Source organism: Sphingobium sp. PAMC28499, from assembly GCF_004795815.1.
Lineage (GTDB): Bacteria > Pseudomonadota > Alphaproteobacteria > Sphingomonadales > Sphingomonadaceae > Sphingobium > Sphingobium yanoikuyae.
Map to the genome: position 1 here is coordinate 480,143 of NZ_CP039248.1, position 15,451 is coordinate 495,593.

Sequence of the window (15,451 nt, forward strand, 5' to 3'; positions counted from 1 at the left end):
GCCGGCAGGCAGCGCCGACGATCGCCTGATCGCGATTTGAGGCGTATCCTGCTAGACCAAGTTGATATCCTGACGCATCATCATGTCGCGTGACATCCGAACGCGTATCGCTTTGTATCGCCCTGTATCATCCCCGGTAGAGGCACAGACTTTTGCAATATCCGCCGCTAGAAGCGCACCATGGCTGACCTGTCCGATCCCCGCCGCAACAGCGTCATCGTCGTCGACGATGATGCCGATATTCGCGGTCTGATCGTCGATCAGCTGCGACAGGAAAATTACGACCTGCTCTCTGCATCGAACCTCGCCGAACTGCGCCAGGCCCTGCGCGACCAGCCGGTTGACCTGATCGTGCTCGATCTCAACCTGCCCGATGGCGACGGCCTGTCGCTGTGCCGCGAGCTGCGCGGCGAAGGATCGGGCATCCAGATCATCATGGTGACGGCGCGCGGCAGCGCGATCGACCGCGTGCTGGGGCTGGAACTGGGCGCCGACGATTATCTGACCAAGCCGTTCGAGCCGCGCGAGCTGCTGGTGCGCATCCGCAACCTGCTGCGCCGCCCCCGCGTCGAGGCCCCGGCACCCGCCGACCAGTCCCGCTATGCCGTCTTCGGTCCCTGGCGGCTCGATCTGCTGCAACGCCGGCTGATTGCCCCCGATGACCGGCTGGTGATGCTGTCCTCCGCCGAATTCCGCCTGCTCTCCCGCTTCATCGAGGAGCCCAATGTCGTGCTGGCGCGCGAGACGTTGCTGCCCGAACGACGCGCCACCGCCGCCTTTGACCGCACCATCGACCTGCAGGTCAGCCGCCTGCGGCAGAAGCTGGCCGGCGCCACCGGCGGCGCTGACCTGATCCTGACCGTTCGGGGCGAAGGCTATGTCCTCGCCAGCCCGGTGCGCTACGAATGATCGGCCAGCCGGTGCAGCGCGTGCGGGATTTCTTCCGCTCGATGGCGGGGCATATCTTCGTGCTGCTGACCGTCGGCATCTCGCTCTCGGCCATCCTCGCGCTTGCCGTATCGGAACAGGGCCGCCGCCATGATTTCGAACGCGTCCGCCGCCAGCGCGTGCTGGCCAGCGCCTTCGACGTCGCCGACCGGTTGCGCCGCGATCCGGTGCGCGTCCAGCAGATGCTGGAAAATCACGGCATTGTCGGCGCTTCCATCGCCCCTGACGGCATCTCCATCAACGAGCCCGATCCCGATCTCGAAGCCGCGCTCGCCCGGCGTTTCGGGCCCCGCGCCCAGCCGGAGGCGGGCCAGGTGCCCTTCGGCCTCTGCTTCCCGGACAAGGATGCCGGGCGCAGCCGCGCCGCCGGCCTGATCGACGCGCCCCGGCCCGATTGCTGGATCGTGCGCATGACCGACGCGACTGGCCAGCGCCGCGGCATGGCGCTCACCTTCCCGCGCCTCGCCCGACCGCCCAGTTCGCTGTTCAGTCCGGCCTATCTAGTCGTCATCCTGCTCTCGGCCGCCGGCCTCTCGATCCTGATCGGCCGGATCGCCGCCAAGCCGCTGCGCCGCCTGTCCCAGGCCGCCGAAGCCTTTTCCGTGTCGCGCGACCCGGAGGAGATTCCCGAGCGCGGGCCGGAGGAGGTGCGCGCCGCCCTCTCCACCTTCAACCTGATGCAGCGCCGCGTCCGCGCCGGTTTCACCGAACGGACCCAGTTGCTGGCGGCGATCAGCCATGATCTTCAGACCCCGCTCACCCGGCTGCGGCTGCGGCTGGAGCTGGTCGAGAATGAGGAACTGCGCGCCCGCCTGCTGCAGGATCATGAGGCGATGCAGAGGCTGGTGCGCGAAGGGCTGGACCTTGCCGCCAGCACCGAGACGCATGAGGAATGGTCGGTGATCGACCTTGATTCCCTGCTCGCCAGCATGGCCGAGGATGCGCAGGAACTGGGCGCCCCGGTCCAGTTCGCCGCCGGCTGTGGCGCGTCGGTCCGGGTCAAGCCCAATGCGCTGACCCGCTGCATGAGCAATCTGGTCGACAATGCCGTCAAATATGGCGGATGCGCAAAGATCAGCTGCCTGCGCACGCCCGGCCATGTCACGATCGAGATACGCGACCATGGTCCCGGCATCCCGCCGCAGAATCTGGACCAGATGTTCGAACCCTTCACCCGCGGCGCCAGCAGCCAGCCGGGTGGCCGGCACGGCACCGGCATCGGCCTCACCATCGCGCGGTCACTGGGCCTCAGCTTCGGTGCGATCGTCGCGCTGCGCAATGCACCCGATGGCGGGCTGATCGCCAGTATCGAGATGAAGGCGGCCTAAACCGCGCCGACGACCATCAGCGCCAATGCCAGCAGCAGCCCGCCACGCGCCAGCCGGGGCCCATAGGTCAGCGCCAGCAGCACCGCCCCCGCCATCAGCGGCAGCAGCCCGCACCAGGTGACGACGCCGATCCCGTCGGCGCCGGCCAGGATCGCGCCGAGCAGCGACAGGGCAATCGCGCTCCAGCCGAGCAGCGGCAGATGCCGGGCCAGCCCATGGCGTTGCCAGGGGCCAAGCAGCGCCGGTCCATGCCGCGTCATCGCCGCCGCCAATGCGAAGAAACCGATATAGAGCAGTCCCGCGACGATCATGCCGGCTGCTCCCGCATCCGCCGTCGCGCTGGCGTTGGCGCATTGCGCCGCCGCATCTGCCGACGCACGATCAGCGCAAGCGCGCCGGCCATGGCCAGGAACAGAAGATTGCCGGCCAGCAGGACCGGTTCGGTCGACCAGACCGGCCCCAGCACCGCCGCCAACGCGCAGGCAAAGGCGAGCAGCCCCATCATCAGCGGCCAGCCAATGGCCGGACGCAGCGCCAGCCCGGCCAGCACGGCCGCCGCCGCCGTCCACAAGGCCACGGACACTTCCGCGTCCGGCCGCCCCGCCATGCCGATCGGCAAGAGGCGATTGGCGATGAAATAGGCCACGGCGCCCAGCGGCACGCCGGTGATCACGCCGACATTCAGCCGTTCAAGGATGCGATTGCCGATCGAGAGCGGCTGGCGCTCGCGCCGCTTGGCGATCCACAGCACCATGCCGGTCGAGATCGCCAGCGTCAGCATCGCCCCGCCCAGCACATAGAGCCAGCGCGTCGCCATCGGTGCGAAGCGCGCCATGTGCAGCCCATAGGCCACCTGATAGGTGCGCATCGCCGGCCGCCGTTCGACCCAGCTCTTGAGCAGCCGGCCGGTGGTCCCGTCAAAACTCGCCTGCCCCCGCATATAGCCGATCGTGTCGGCATCGGACTGATAGACGGTGACGACCGATGCCGCGTCGCCGGGATTGAACACATAGACGCGGCCGACATGGCCGCCGCCAAATGCGCGCTCGGCCGCTGTCAGCATCGGTGCGATCGGCGCCAGCGACGCGGGCTTGCCGGCCGCCGGACGGGTCACCGAACCCGGCGCCAGCGCCTCGTACATCTCCATCACCTTGTCACCATAGCCGGCACTGATCGGCCAGGGCATGTTAAGCGACGCCAGCGTCAGCAGCCCGGTGAAGGTGATCATCAGGTGGAAGGGCATGGCCAGCACGCCGGTCGCATTATGCCCGTCGAGCCAGGACCGCTGCCCCTTGGCCGGGCGGAAGGTGAAGAAGTCCTTGAAGATGCGCTTGTGCGCGATGATGCCGGTGACCAGCGCGACCAGCATGACCATCGCCGCCAGCGAGGCGAGCAGCCGGCCCCAGGGATAGGGAATCTCCAGCTCGAAATGGAGGCGGTAGAAGAATTCGCCGCCCAGCGTCTCGCGCGCAACCGGCGCGCCGGTCACCGGATCGAGCGCGCGATACAGATAGTCGCTGCCCTGGTCATAGGAGGCCTCGACCGTATTGGCCCGGCCGTCAGGCGCGGTCAGATACCAGCCGGTGGAACCGGGCGCATTTTTCGACAGCCAGCCGGTCGCCGCGACGATCGCGCTCTTGCTGTCCGCCTGCGCCGTCACCTCGGGCCGCATCCAGCGGCCGATCTCCGGCTTGAAGACGCTGAGCGTCCCGGCCAGGCACATGACGAACAGCACATAGCCCAGCAACAGCCCGGTCCAGCCGTGCAGCCAGGCCATCGCCTGCCGCACGCCATCCCGCACCATCGCCGATGCCCCGCTCATGCAAAGCCTCCGCTCGTCCAGACCAGCCCAGCCAGCAGTGCGGAAAGAACTATCACGCCGCCGAGCGCCACCCAGGGGCCGCGTGCGAGGAAGGCCCACACGGTTACTGCTGGCGCAAACAGATAGGAGAACATGGTCGCCACCGTCACCGCCTCCAGCCGGCCCATCGGCAGGGTGCGGGCCAGCAGCATCGCCGCCAGCGCCGCCACCGCATAGGCGCCCACCGTGCCCGCGAGCGTGCGCAGCGCGACATTGCCGCGATAACGCCAGCCGCTACGGGCGCGCAGAGCCGCCGCCTTCGTCAATAGTCGACGCTCAAGGTGAACACCGCCGTGCGCGGCGCGGCATAGAAGGCCTGGCCCCACATCAGGCTGCCCAGATATTTGGTGTTGGTGACATTCTTCACGTTCACGCTCGCCCGCAGATGATCGACCACCCGGATACCCGCCATCAGGTCGAGCACGGCATAGCTCTTCTGCTTAACGACCACATCGCCCATGTAAACATCGCCGTCATAGACATCGGTCAGCGTCGTCTTGATCGCATTCTGCCAGCGCAGCTGCGCGCCCAGCTTCAGGTCGTTGAGCTGCGGCACCTGATAGGTGGTGGCCAGCTTCAGCGACTTGGTCGGCAGCCAGGTGCGGGTGTCGTTGCCCTCGTCATCCTCGATATCATATTGGGTATAGCCGCCGCTCAGCGTCCACTGGTCGGTGATCTTGCCCGCCACTTCCAGCTCGAAACCGGTCGAGGTGGTATCGACGCCGGCATAATAGCTGCCGCCGACCTTGCCCGGTCCATCCTCGCCAAAGGTGCCGGCATAGTCGGCCAGCCCCTTCTGCTTGGCGCGGAACACGGTGGCCGTGGCATAGAGGCGATCGCCGAACCAGCTGCTCTTGATGCCGCCCTCGATGCTGGTGCCCTTGGCCGGATCCAGCTTGCGATTATTCGCGTCGACCTCGGCCTGCGGATTATAGATATCGGTATAGCTGGCGTAGAGGGTGACGTTGGGCGTCACGTCATAGAGCAGGCCGAGATAGGGGCTGATCTTGTGGTCGTCGCGCGCCTGATCGGTGCCATAGGAAGTGCCGGACGACTTGATCCACATCGCGCTGGCGCCGATCACGCCCTTCAATTGGTCGGTGAAGTTGAGATGCGCCGCGCCATAGAGGCGGGTCAGCTCGTCGCTATATTTGGCGGCCAGATATTCGCCCGGATAATCCGGCTCGGTCACCTGCGCGCTGCCCCAGTCATAGACCGACGGATAGACCAGCGCGCTGTCCTCGGCGAAATTCTCCCACTCCTTGGCATTGGACTTGGCGTAGGAGAGGCCGATCACCAGCTTGTGCTCGCGGCCGAACAGGCTGAACGGGCCGGTCGCGCTGAAATCGCCCAGATATTGCTTATAGTCGGACGGGTAGATGCCCGCCATGCCATAGACGCCCTCGCCGGTTTCCTTGTCGGGATAGCCATAGGCATAGAGCAGCTTCGCATTCTCCTGGAAGCGCTTGTAGGTGAACATGCCGCTCAGCGTCCATTGGCCCATGGTATAGACCAGTTCGCCAAAGCTATTCTGGTCCTTGGTGTTCCAATAGGTCCAGTCGGCCGAGGTGGTCGCCGAGCGCGCATAGTCGATCCGGGTGCCGTCGGTGAACACCAGCGGCATCGCCCCCCACAGCACGCCGTCGGCGTCATTTTCCTGGCGCGTGTGACCGACCGTCGCCTTGAGATCGGGCGTCACCTGCCAGGCGAGGATCGCGCCAAAAACGTCGCGATTGATATGGTTATAGTCCAGATGCGTGTCGCGATCCTCATGCGCATAGATGAAACGCGCCGACACCGTATCGGTCACCGGGACATTGACGTCGCCCTCCACGCGCCACAGGTCACGCGAACCGACCTGGGCCGTGCCCTTGGCCTGAAACTCGTCGAGCGGCCGCTTGCGGACATAGTTGATCGTCGCCGACGGATTGCCGATGCCGGTCATGATCGCATTGGCGCCGCGCACCGCCTCGACATTCTCGAACAGGGCGGTGTCGAGGTCGCCGAACTGGATGCCCCAGGCGAGCGGCAGGCCGACGCCGTCGACCTGGAAGTTGGACACGTCGAAGCCGCGCGAGTTGAAGTAGGTGCGGTCCGTCTCGACGCGCTCGACATTGATGCCGATCGTCTGGTCGAGCAGGTCGTTGACATTGGTGATCGCGAAATCCTCGATCCGCTCGCGATTGATGATCGTCACCGACTGCGGCGTCTCGCGCACCGACAGCGACAGGGCGGTGGCGGAACTGGACGGCTGGTTGGCGGCGGTCACGACGATCCGCGACGCGTCCTCTGCGGCGTTGTCCGCTTCTGCCGCGCGGGCGACATGCGGCATCACGACAAGGGCAAAGCTGCTGCTCAACAGGAAGCGGCGCAAGGACAGACGCATTATGATTTCCCCGATGGCTCTCTATCTGCGCCGCGCGTTAGGCATGTCCAGAATGCGAGTCAAACGCATTAGCATTGCATGCGCGCTACAATCGCGCCACGAAGATGAAATTTTGTTCATGTCTGGAACGAAGCTGGTCGGTTTCTCCTTTGTAAACCGGCACCTGCCCGTGCCTCCTGCCCAGGGAGTATCCGACCATGACAAACGCACCGCCCCGCCGATCGATCGCCGCCCTGATATTGGGCATCGTCTTCGGCCTTATCGGGCTGGTGCTGACCGGCGGGGGTGCCTGGCTGCTGATCTCGGGCGGCTCGCCCTATTATCTGGTCACCGGCATCGCCCTGATCGTCGCGGGCGTGCTGCTGGCGCGCGGGCGCAAGGCCGGCGGCTGGCTCTACATTGTCATCTTCGCTGTCACTTTGCTCTGGGCCTATTGGGAAGTGGGCCTTGATCCCTGGGCACTGGTGCCGCGCGTCGTCGCCCCGCTGGTCCTCCTGATCGCGCTGCAACTGGTCTGGCCGACGCTCGACCGCAGCGCGGGTCGCTGGCGCCGTGCATGGGTCGGGGTGGCTGTCACTTTCGCTGTCGCGATCGGCTTTTTCTGGAGCATCGCCGGCAACTTCATCCCGCCGGTGCTGCAGGGTCTGCCCGACGCCCGCTATGCCATGGCCGATCCCTCGATCGGCACCACCGGCACCGACTGGCCGGCCTATGGCGGCACCAACAGCGCCCGGCGCTATTCGCCGCTCGCCCAGATCACGCCGGCCAATGTGGGTAACCTCAAGCGCGCCTGGCTGATCCACACCGGCGACCTGCCGGCCTCGGCCCAGATCCGCAACACCTATGGCGCGGAAAACACGCCGCTCAAGATCGGCGACACCCTCTATGTCTGCACGCCCAAGAGCATGGTGATCGCGCTCGATCCCGCCACCGGCAAGCAGAAATGGCGCTTCGATCCCAAGGTGTCGGACGAGGCCATTCCCTATACCGCCGCTTGCCGCGGGGTGAGCTATTATGCCGTGCCCGGCGCCGCGGCCGACGCGCCCTGCGCCCAGCGCATCATCCTCGGCACGCTCGATGCGCGGATCATGGCATTGGATGCCCGCACCGGCCAGCAATGTCGCGACTTCGGCAACAATGGCCAGGTCCGCATCACCGACGGCATGGGCCAGGTCCCTCCGGGCTATGTCTCCATCACCTCGCCGCCGACCATCGTGCGCGGCGTGATCGTCACCGGCCATCAGGTGCTGGACGGGCAGGATCGCTGGGCGCCGTCCGGCGTGATCCAGGCCTATGACGCGGTCACGGGCAAGATGCGCTGGGCCTGGGACATGATGCACCCGGAACGCAGCGGTCCGCCGCCGGCCGGCCAGACCTATGCCCGCGGCACCCCGAACATGTGGACGATCGCCTCGGGCGACGAGCAGCTTGGCCTCGTCTATCTGCCGATGGGCAACAGCGCCGCCGATTATTACAGCAGCCTGCGCCGGCCAGAGGAAAATCGCTACGCCACCTCGCTGGTCGCGATCGACGTGATGACCGGCAGGCCGCGCTGGAATTTCCAGGCGGTGCGCAAGGATGTGTGGGACTATGATTTCGGCGCCCAGGCGACCCTGATCGATTTCCCGACGGCGCGCGGTCCGGTGCCGGCGATGCTGCTGCCCAGCAAGCAGGGTGACATCTATGTGCTCGATCGCCGCACCGGCCGGCCGCTGACCCCGGTCGGTGACATCAAGGCGCCGCAGATCGGCGTGGAGCCAGCGCAGCGCGCCGCGACCCAGCGCATCTCGCTCTACCATACGCTGCGCAAGCCCGACCTCACCGAAAAGGACATGTGGGGCATGTCGCCGATCGACCAGATGATCTGCCGCATCCAGTTCCGCCGGGCGAGCTACAAGGGCTTCTTCACCCCGCCAGAGGCCGACAAGCGCTCGATCGAATATCCCGGCTATAATGGCGGCACCGACTGGGGCGGCATCGCCGTCGATCCGGCACGCGGGGTGATCGTCGCCAATTATAACGACATGCCCAACTATGTCCGGCTGGTGCCCCGCAAGGAAGCCAACAAGAAGGGCTGGGCGCCGCGCGACCAGGCACGCGGCGAAATTGGCGGGGCGGAAGGCGCGGGCGATCCGCAGGCGCACACCCCCTATGCGATCGACGTCAATGCCGGCTGGCGCCTGCCCTTCACCGGCCTGCTCTGCAAGCAGCCCCCCTATGGCGGGATCCGCGCGATCGATATCGCCACCGGCAAGACCATCTGGGATCGTCCCTTCGGCACCGCGCGCACCAACGGACCGTTCGGTATCCCCTCGATGCTGCCGCTGACGATCGGCACGCCCAATAATGGCGGGTCGGTGGTGACGGCGGGCGGACTGATCTTCGTCGCCGCGGCGACCGACAATCTGATCCGCGCGATCGACCTCAAGACCGGCAAGACTTTGTGGCAGGACGTGCTGCCCGCCGGTGGTCAGGCGACGCCGATGACCTACAGCCAGAATGGCAAGCAATATCTGGTCATCATGGCCGGCGGTCATCATTTCATGCAGACGCCGGTGGGCGATGCACTGATCGCCTATGCCCTGAACTGACGGGCCGTGCCGCCGCTCCCGCCTACAGGGCGAGGGCGGCGGTCAGCATCAGTGCCTGCGCCTGATCCTCCGGCCGCGCCGCGCCGGAGGCATCGGCGCGCAGGAGCCGGCTGCTCGCCAGTTGGTCGGGGTCGGTGAGGTGCAGGCCCACCCGCATCGGTCGACGCCCGGCCAACGCATAATCGATGCCGGCCTCCAACCGCAGGCCGCCATCATCCTGCATCAGCGCCGGCGCGCTGCTCTGCGCCGCAGCAACCCGGCATCGCCATGGCCCCAGCGCCCACAGTCCTTCCAGCATCAGCTGCTGTTCCTGCACGCGGCCGCCCCGCTCCGGGCGCAGTCGCGCCATATGGTAGCGCGCCGACAGGCTGAGCGCGGGCGTCAGCCGATGTTCCGCCCGCATCGCCAGCCCCCGCACATGCGCCGACCCGCGATTGACCGGCAGATAGCCGTCCTCGACGAAGGCCAGCCGGTCCTGAACATCGCCGTCAAAGGCATCGACCGCCAATGTCAGGTCCGGCGCCACCATCCAGTCGCTGCCCAGCCGCATGCGGCTGTCGCGTTCCGGCCGCAAACCGGCCTGCAATGTGCGGAACGCCTCGCGCGTCAGCCCCAGCGCACCCGACAGGCCGACCCCGGCATAGGCCTCTATCGTCTCGCGATAATCCGCGCGCAGGGTGACGCCGGGCGCGGCGTCATAGGCCAGCCGCCCCGTCGGCAAGAACAGGTCGCGGCTCTTGATTGCGTCGCTGCCATAGAGCGCCGTCACATTGGCCCCGCGATTGTTGAGCTTGGCCCCCTGCCAGCCCAGTTCGGCCTGCAAGCCGTCCGCCAGTGACAGGCTGCCATGGGCGTCGACCAGCATCAGACTGCTGCGCGGCTGGGCATCGCCGGACAGGTCGGCGGGCAGCGGCACCGCGCCGATCCGCCGCGCGGGCAGCGCCACCATCCGGTTGCGCTTGCGCTGGACCGCGATGCCGATCGCCGCCGGCTCGGCCGGCGATGGCGCCAGTTCGACCGCATAGATGCGCGCTGGCTTCGCTGCGCCGTCCAGCGGCGCGGGCAGCAGGGAAAACCGCAAGGGCCGTTTCAGCACAAAGCCGCCATGGTCGGAGTCAATCGTCTGCGCCAATGCCGGGACCGCGAACGCCAGGGCTGCCAGCGGCACCACCATCCAGCGGATCATCGTCATGACGCCACCTGCGCCAATTGGATAGCGGCCCCGGCGCGACGTTCCGGTTCATAGGCGATCATATAGCCGAAATGGTCGGACAGCGGCGCACCCTCCGTCTCCGTACCAAAGGGCACGGCCGTGTGGACGGCCCGCATCGGCCGGCCACGATCGTCGCGCGCGAACAGCCAGTCCTTGCCGCGCGCGCTCGCCTGTTCCAGATCGCGATGCGTGCCGGCATCGGATGGCAGGCTGTCCGCCAAAGCCCGCCGCGCGCCGCCCAGATGCGCCGCGACAAAGCCCATGCCCGCCCGCGCCCAGCGGGCGAAGAAGGCGTGGATGCGGTTGCGATCACCGCCGATATTGAGGTCGCCGCCCAGGATGATCGGCTGTCCGGCCGGCACATGGGCACGCACGAAGTCGGTCAGCAACCCGGCCTGCCGGTCGAATGCCCGCTGCGACCGGGCGATCGCCACGCCCGCCGCCTTGCGCGCGTTGAGATGGGTGTTGACGATGCTGACCGGCCGGTCGAAGCCCGGCACCGCCAGATGGGCGATCAGCACGCCCTTGTTCGCCAGGCAATCGAAGCCGGCGCAGGCGAAATCGGGAAAGGCCATGCGGTCGATGCCGGCGATCGGATAATCGGACAGGATCAGCAGACCGCTGTTCAACTGCTTGGGTGCCGTCTCGCCCCGGTCCCAGCGCGCCGCCTGCAGAAAGTTGCGGTCCTCCGTCCCCGCCGCGATCGCGGTGCGCAATCCGCTGTCCGGTCCGATCGCGACATGGGCATAGCCGGCGCGGCGCGCCAGTTGCGCGGCCTGCGGCGAAAAGGCTTCCTGCAGCAGGACGATATGCGGCTGGCGCCCGACCCGGCGCAGCGCCGCCAGCCGATCGGCGATACGGCCCAGCGCTTCGTCCCGGCCAAACGCGACCGGCCAGGGCAGGCCCATGACATTATAGGTCATCACCGACAGCGGCCTATCCGGCTGCGGCGCGGTCATCGCTAGCCCGGCAGCGTCGCTCTGCCGGCTTTCGCCCTGCGATCCCGTGGCAGCCAAGACCGCCAGGCTCGCGACCAATATGGCACGCAAAGGCTTCGCCATCCCTCATTCCCCTGCGTCCTTCCTAGCAGGCGCATGAGTCACGCTCGTGTCGTTCGCGCGGCAGTGGGGTTAAATTTTGAAGGCGGCAATCGTCATCCGACCGACGCCGGACTGTCATCTTCGCCGTCAGCTTGCGGGCGGACGGTTCCAGCTGATAGGGGAACTCAGACCCGCCCAGACGGCAATGAAGAGGACCCCATGGCCTATTTCCGGCGGCTTGATGCCCGCCATTTCACCCCGACGGAACTGGTCGGCGGCGCCTGGAACGTGACGGAGCAGCATGTTGCCCCCGCGATCGGCCTGCTGGCCCATGCGATCGAGGTGGACGCCAAATCCCGCCGGCCCGATCCGCTGCAACTGGGGCGCCTGTCCTATGATATCCTGGGCACCATCCCGCTCGATACGGTCGAAATCGACGTCAGCGTCATCCGACCCGGCCGCACCATCGAACTGGTCGAAGCGCGGCTCAGCCATGGCGGCCGGCCGGCAATCCTGCTGCGCGCCTGGCTGGCCCAGGCTTATGACACAAGCGCGATCGCCGGCGGCGGCTTCGATCCCATTCCCGGCCCGGAAACCATGGCACCCTGGGACGGCACCGGCGAATGGCCCGGCGGCTTCATCGCCAGCATCGATGCCCGCCGCCAATATGTCGCGCCGGGCCGCGCCATTGGCTGGATTCGCACGTCCCATGCGCTGATCGAGGATGAGGCGGTATCACCGCTCGCCCGCGCCATGGGGCTGGTCGATACCGCCAATGGCCTGGCACCCCTGGTATCGACCGCCGACGCCGCCTTCCCCAATCTGGACCTCACCGCCCATATCTTCCGCGCGCCGGTCGGCGAATGGCTGGGTTGCGATGTCACCGTTTCCTTCGGCGCCGACGGCATCGGCCTTACCCACAGCATCCTGCATGACCGGGACGGCGCGATCGGCACCGTGTCGCAATGGCTGACGATCCGTCCGCGCTGATCAGCCGGCGAACAATCCTGCCTCGAATGCGGCGCGCTCCAGTTGTTCCCTGAAATCGGGATGGGCGATGGCGATCAAGGCCTTGGCCCGCTGCCCCACCGACTTTCCCTTGAGGTCGGCCAGGCCATATTCGGTGACGATCAGATGCGTGTCCATGCGCGGCGTCGTCACCGGCCCGTCCAGACGCGGGGTGATGCGGGAAATCGTGCCCTTCGCCGCGGTCGAATGGCAGGCGATGATCGATCGTCCACCACGCGAAGCATAGGCGCCGCGCACGAAATCCACCTGTCCGCCGGTGCCGCTGAATTGTCGCCCGTTGACGAATTCGGAATTGCAGGCGCCGTGGAAATCGACCTGCAGTGTCGCGTTCACCGACACCATATTGTCATTGCGCGCGATCAGGAACGGGTTGTTCACATAATCAACCGGATGCGCCTCGACCGCCGGATTGTCGTGCAGGAAATCATAAAGCGCCTGATCGCCAAGTGCGAAGGTGTAGATCGCCTTGCCGGCATGGATCTGCTTGCGGCTATTGTCGACCACGCCCGACTGCATCAGTCCGGCGAGGCCCGTGGTCATCATCTCGGTATGGATGCCCAGATGCCGATGGTTGGCGAGACCCGCGCACACCGCCTCCGGCAGCGCACCAATCCCCATCTGCAGGCAATCGCCATCGCGGATCAGGCCAGCGACGGTCGCGCCGATCGCGTCGTCAACCGCCGTGCGGGTGATGGCCGGTAGAGTCGGCAGCGCGACATCATGCTCGACCAGCGCGGTCACGGCCGACAAGGGGATCATGCAGTCGCCTTGGACATAGGGCATATGCGCATTGACCTCCAGGATGATCCGGGTGCCCGGCTTGCGCGCCACCGCCAGCGCATAGTCGACATCGGTTCCCAGGCTGAAATTGCCGTCCGCATCCATCGGCGCGACCGTCGCGATCAGCGTGTCGACGCCGACATGCTCGACCATGGCGCGCGGCACCTGGCTGAAATGGCAGGGCAGGAAATCCACCATCGGCAGATGCGCGTCGCCATGCTGGCGATCCAGCGTCCGTTCGACGCCGCCATGGAACAGGCTCATCGGCGTGATCCGGTCGCGCAGCGCGAAGTCGAACACACTGGCCCCGGCGATCCCGGTGCAGAGCATATAATAGATACGCAGATCAGCGACAGAACCGGACCGGGCGCGTTCGGCAAGGGCAGCGAGCAGGGCGGGCGGCTGACCGGTACCCAAAGCCATGCAGATCTTCGCACCCGACGGGATCAGCGCCGCCGCCTCCTGCGCCGAACGCCGTGTCTGCTGATATAATGCCTGGTCGCCCTTTGGGGTCATGGATCGCCTCTCTCCTGTGGTCGATCCCTAACCTATAGCGGCCAGCGCGCGTTTCACCACGCGGCAAAAGGACCAAGGGCGGGTCCGGTCGCCCGGCCCGCCCTTGCCTTCTCCCCCTCAGGAGACGCGTCAGCCCATGGTCGGGATGACGAAGCTCTGATCCAGCACCGCGCCGCCGCTCGGCCAGCGCTGGGTGACGGTCTTGACCCGTGTGTAGAAGCGCACGCCGTCCATGCCATATTGGTTCATGTCGCCGAAGCCCGAGCGCTTCCAGCCGCCGAAGCTGTGATAGCTGACCGGCACCGGGATCGGCACGTTGATCCCGACCATGCCGACCTCGACATTGGCGCAGAAGCGGCGCGCGAAATCGCCATTGCGGGTGAAGAGCGCGACGCCGTTGCCATATTGATGCTTGGTCGGATAGCTGATCGCTTCCTCGAACGTTTCGGCTCGGACCATCTGCAGGACGGGACCGAAAATCTCTTCCTGATAGCTCTTCATCTGCGGCGTCACGCGGTCGAGCAGGGTCGGGGCGAGGAAGAAGCCATCCTCATAGCCCTGCAGCGCGAAGCCGCGACCGTCGATCACCAGTTCGGAGCCTTCATCGACCGCCATCTGGATATAATTTTCGATCCGCGCCTTGTGCGCGGCGCTGACCACCGGGCCATAATGGGCATCGGGATCGCTCGGCACGCCAACACGCAGCCCGGCGATACCCGCCTCCAGCTTGGCACGCAGCGCCACCGCGGTCTGCTCGCCCACCGGCACCACCACCGGCAGCGCCATGCAGCGTTCGCCGGCCGAACCATAGGCCGCACCCAGAATATCGGCGACCGCCTGATCCAGATCGGCATCCGGCATGACGATGCCGTGATTCTTGGCGCCACCCATGCACTGCATCCGCTTGCCGTTCGAAGCGCCCCGGCCATAGACATATTGGGCGATGTCGGACGAGCCGACGAAACTGACCGCCTTGATCGCGGGATGATCGAGGATCGCGTCCACCACCTGCTTGTCGCCATGGACGACGTTCAGGATGCCGGCCGGCAAGCCCGCTTCCATCGCCAGTTCGGCCAGGCGCACCGGGACAGAGGGATTGCGCTCGCTGGGCTTCAGGATGAAGGCATTGCCGCAGGCGATCGCCGGCGCGAACATCCACATCGGAATCATCGCCGGAAAGTTGAACGGGGTGATGCCGGCCGCGATGCCGATCGGCTGGCGCAGTGAATAGACGTCGATGCCCGGACCTGCCCCTTCGGTATATTCGCCCTTCAGCAAATGCGGGATGCCACAGGCAAATTCGACCACGTCGAGGCCGCGCTGGATATCGCCTTTGGCATCGGAATGAACCTTGCCATGTTCGACCGACAGCAGTTCGGCCAGTTCGTCCATATGCTGTTCGATCAGCGCCTTGAGATTGAACATCACGCGGGCGCGGCGCTGCGGGTTCATCGCCGCCCAGGCGGGTTGGGCGGCCTGCGCATTGGCGACGGCTTCATCCAGTTCGCTGGGCGCCGACAGGCGGACCTGCGCCTGCACCTGGCCGGTGGCGGGATTGAAGATGTCGCCCAGGCGCGTCGACGCTGATGCGCGATGCTGCCCCCCGATGAAATTGTCGACTATGCGCATGCTGCCCTCTCGAAACGGATCGGGTCGGCCATAAAGGAGGATCGGAAGGGTCGGAACCGGCCAGCCGATTTGATCGCGGGGACGGTGGATCGGCGCCGCGCTTGCCCGGTCGGCGCTTCTTTCGCATGGC

12 protein-coding genes are annotated in these 15,451 nt (G+C 66.4%); 4 read left to right on the forward strand and 8 right to left on the reverse strand.

The annotated features are described in order from the left end of the window. Positions 1–180: 180 nt before the first annotated feature. Both E5554_RS02330 and E5554_RS02335 read left to right on the forward strand, forming a co-directional pair. Positions 181–909, forward strand: a complete 729-nt coding sequence (locus E5554_RS02330; RefSeq protein ID WP_136185867.1) for a response regulator transcription factor — start codon at positions 181–183, stop codon at positions 907–909. Then, positions 906–2,276 (forward strand): HAMP domain-containing sensor histidine kinase, encoded by a 1,371-nt coding sequence (locus tag E5554_RS02335; protein ID WP_136185868.1) that lies wholly within the window; start codon positions 906–908, stop codon positions 2,274–2,276. Before E5554_RS02330 ends, E5554_RS02335 begins: the two co-directional genes overlap by 4 nt. Here the strand turns inward: E5554_RS02335 and E5554_RS02340 are convergent. From E5554_RS02340 to E5554_RS02355, 4 genes are read right to left on the reverse strand one after another with little or no spacing between them, the layout of a single operon-like run. Beyond that, positions 2,273–2,587, reverse strand: coding sequence for a DUF3325 family protein (locus E5554_RS02340; protein ID WP_097384879.1), 315 nt, complete (start codon positions 2,585–2,587; stop codon positions 2,273–2,275). The two genes, E5554_RS02335 and E5554_RS02340, sit on opposite strands and share 4 nt — an antisense overlap. After that, the gene (locus tag E5554_RS02345) at positions 2,584–4,098 is read right to left on the reverse strand and encodes a PepSY-associated TM helix domain-containing protein (protein ID WP_136185869.1); all 1,515 of its coding nucleotides are present in this window, start codon (positions 4,096–4,098) and stop codon (positions 2,584–2,586) included. Before E5554_RS02345 ends, E5554_RS02340 begins: the two co-directional genes overlap by 4 nt. Next, the gene (locus tag E5554_RS02350; protein WP_136185870.1) at positions 4,095–4,403 is read right to left on the reverse strand and encodes a ketohydroxyglutarate aldolase; all 309 of its coding nucleotides are present in this window, start codon (positions 4,401–4,403) and stop codon (positions 4,095–4,097) included. The genes E5554_RS02345 and E5554_RS02350 overlap by 4 nt, the downstream gene beginning before the upstream one ends. After that, positions 4,400–6,523: a TonB-dependent siderophore receptor gene (locus E5554_RS02355; protein WP_136185871.1), complete on the reverse strand. Its 2,124-nt coding sequence runs from the start codon at positions 6,521–6,523 to the stop codon at positions 4,400–4,402. The genes E5554_RS02350 and E5554_RS02355 overlap by 4 nt, the downstream gene beginning before the upstream one ends. A gap of 197 nt (positions 6,524–6,720) precedes the next feature. Here E5554_RS02355 and E5554_RS02360 point away from each other — a divergent pair, with 197 nt between their 5' ends. Next, complete coding sequence (locus tag E5554_RS02360) at positions 6,721–9,114, forward strand: membrane-bound PQQ-dependent dehydrogenase, glucose/quinate/shikimate family (RefSeq protein ID WP_136185872.1); 2,394 nt, start codon at positions 6,721–6,723, stop codon at positions 9,112–9,114. A 22-nt stretch (positions 9,115–9,136) separates the two neighbouring features. Here E5554_RS02360 and E5554_RS02365 read toward each other — a convergent pair whose 3' ends face one another. Both E5554_RS02365 and E5554_RS02370 read right to left on the reverse strand, forming a co-directional pair. Continuing rightward, a complete protein-coding gene (locus E5554_RS02365) occupies positions 9,137–10,306 on the reverse strand; it encodes a TonB-dependent receptor (protein WP_136185873.1) in 1,170 nt (389 codons plus the stop codon). Further along, the gene (locus tag E5554_RS02370) at positions 10,303–11,388 is read right to left on the reverse strand and encodes an endonuclease/exonuclease/phosphatase family protein (RefSeq protein WP_136185874.1); all 1,086 of its coding nucleotides are present in this window, start codon (positions 11,386–11,388) and stop codon (positions 10,303–10,305) included. The genes E5554_RS02365 and E5554_RS02370 overlap by 4 nt, the downstream gene beginning before the upstream one ends. 198 nt (positions 11,389–11,586) lie before the next feature. Between E5554_RS02370 and E5554_RS02375 the strand changes: the two genes are divergently transcribed. Next, on the forward strand, positions 11,587–12,357 hold the full coding sequence (locus E5554_RS02375; RefSeq protein WP_136185875.1) for a thioesterase family protein: 771 nt from the start codon (positions 11,587–11,589) through the stop codon (positions 12,355–12,357). Here the strand turns inward: E5554_RS02375 and E5554_RS02380 are convergent, their stop codons facing one another. Both E5554_RS02380 and E5554_RS02385 read right to left on the reverse strand, forming a co-directional pair. Continuing rightward, the gene (locus E5554_RS02380; RefSeq protein ID WP_136185876.1) at positions 12,358–13,692 is read right to left on the reverse strand and encodes an acetyl-CoA hydrolase/transferase C-terminal domain-containing protein; all 1,335 of its coding nucleotides are present in this window, start codon (positions 13,690–13,692) and stop codon (positions 12,358–12,360) included. A gap of 129 nt (positions 13,693–13,821) precedes the next feature. Further along, positions 13,822–15,321: a CoA-acylating methylmalonate-semialdehyde dehydrogenase gene (locus E5554_RS02385; protein ID WP_125989431.1), complete on the reverse strand. Its 1,500-nt coding sequence runs from the start codon at positions 15,319–15,321 to the stop codon at positions 13,822–13,824. Positions 15,322–15,451: the final 130 nt, after the last annotated feature.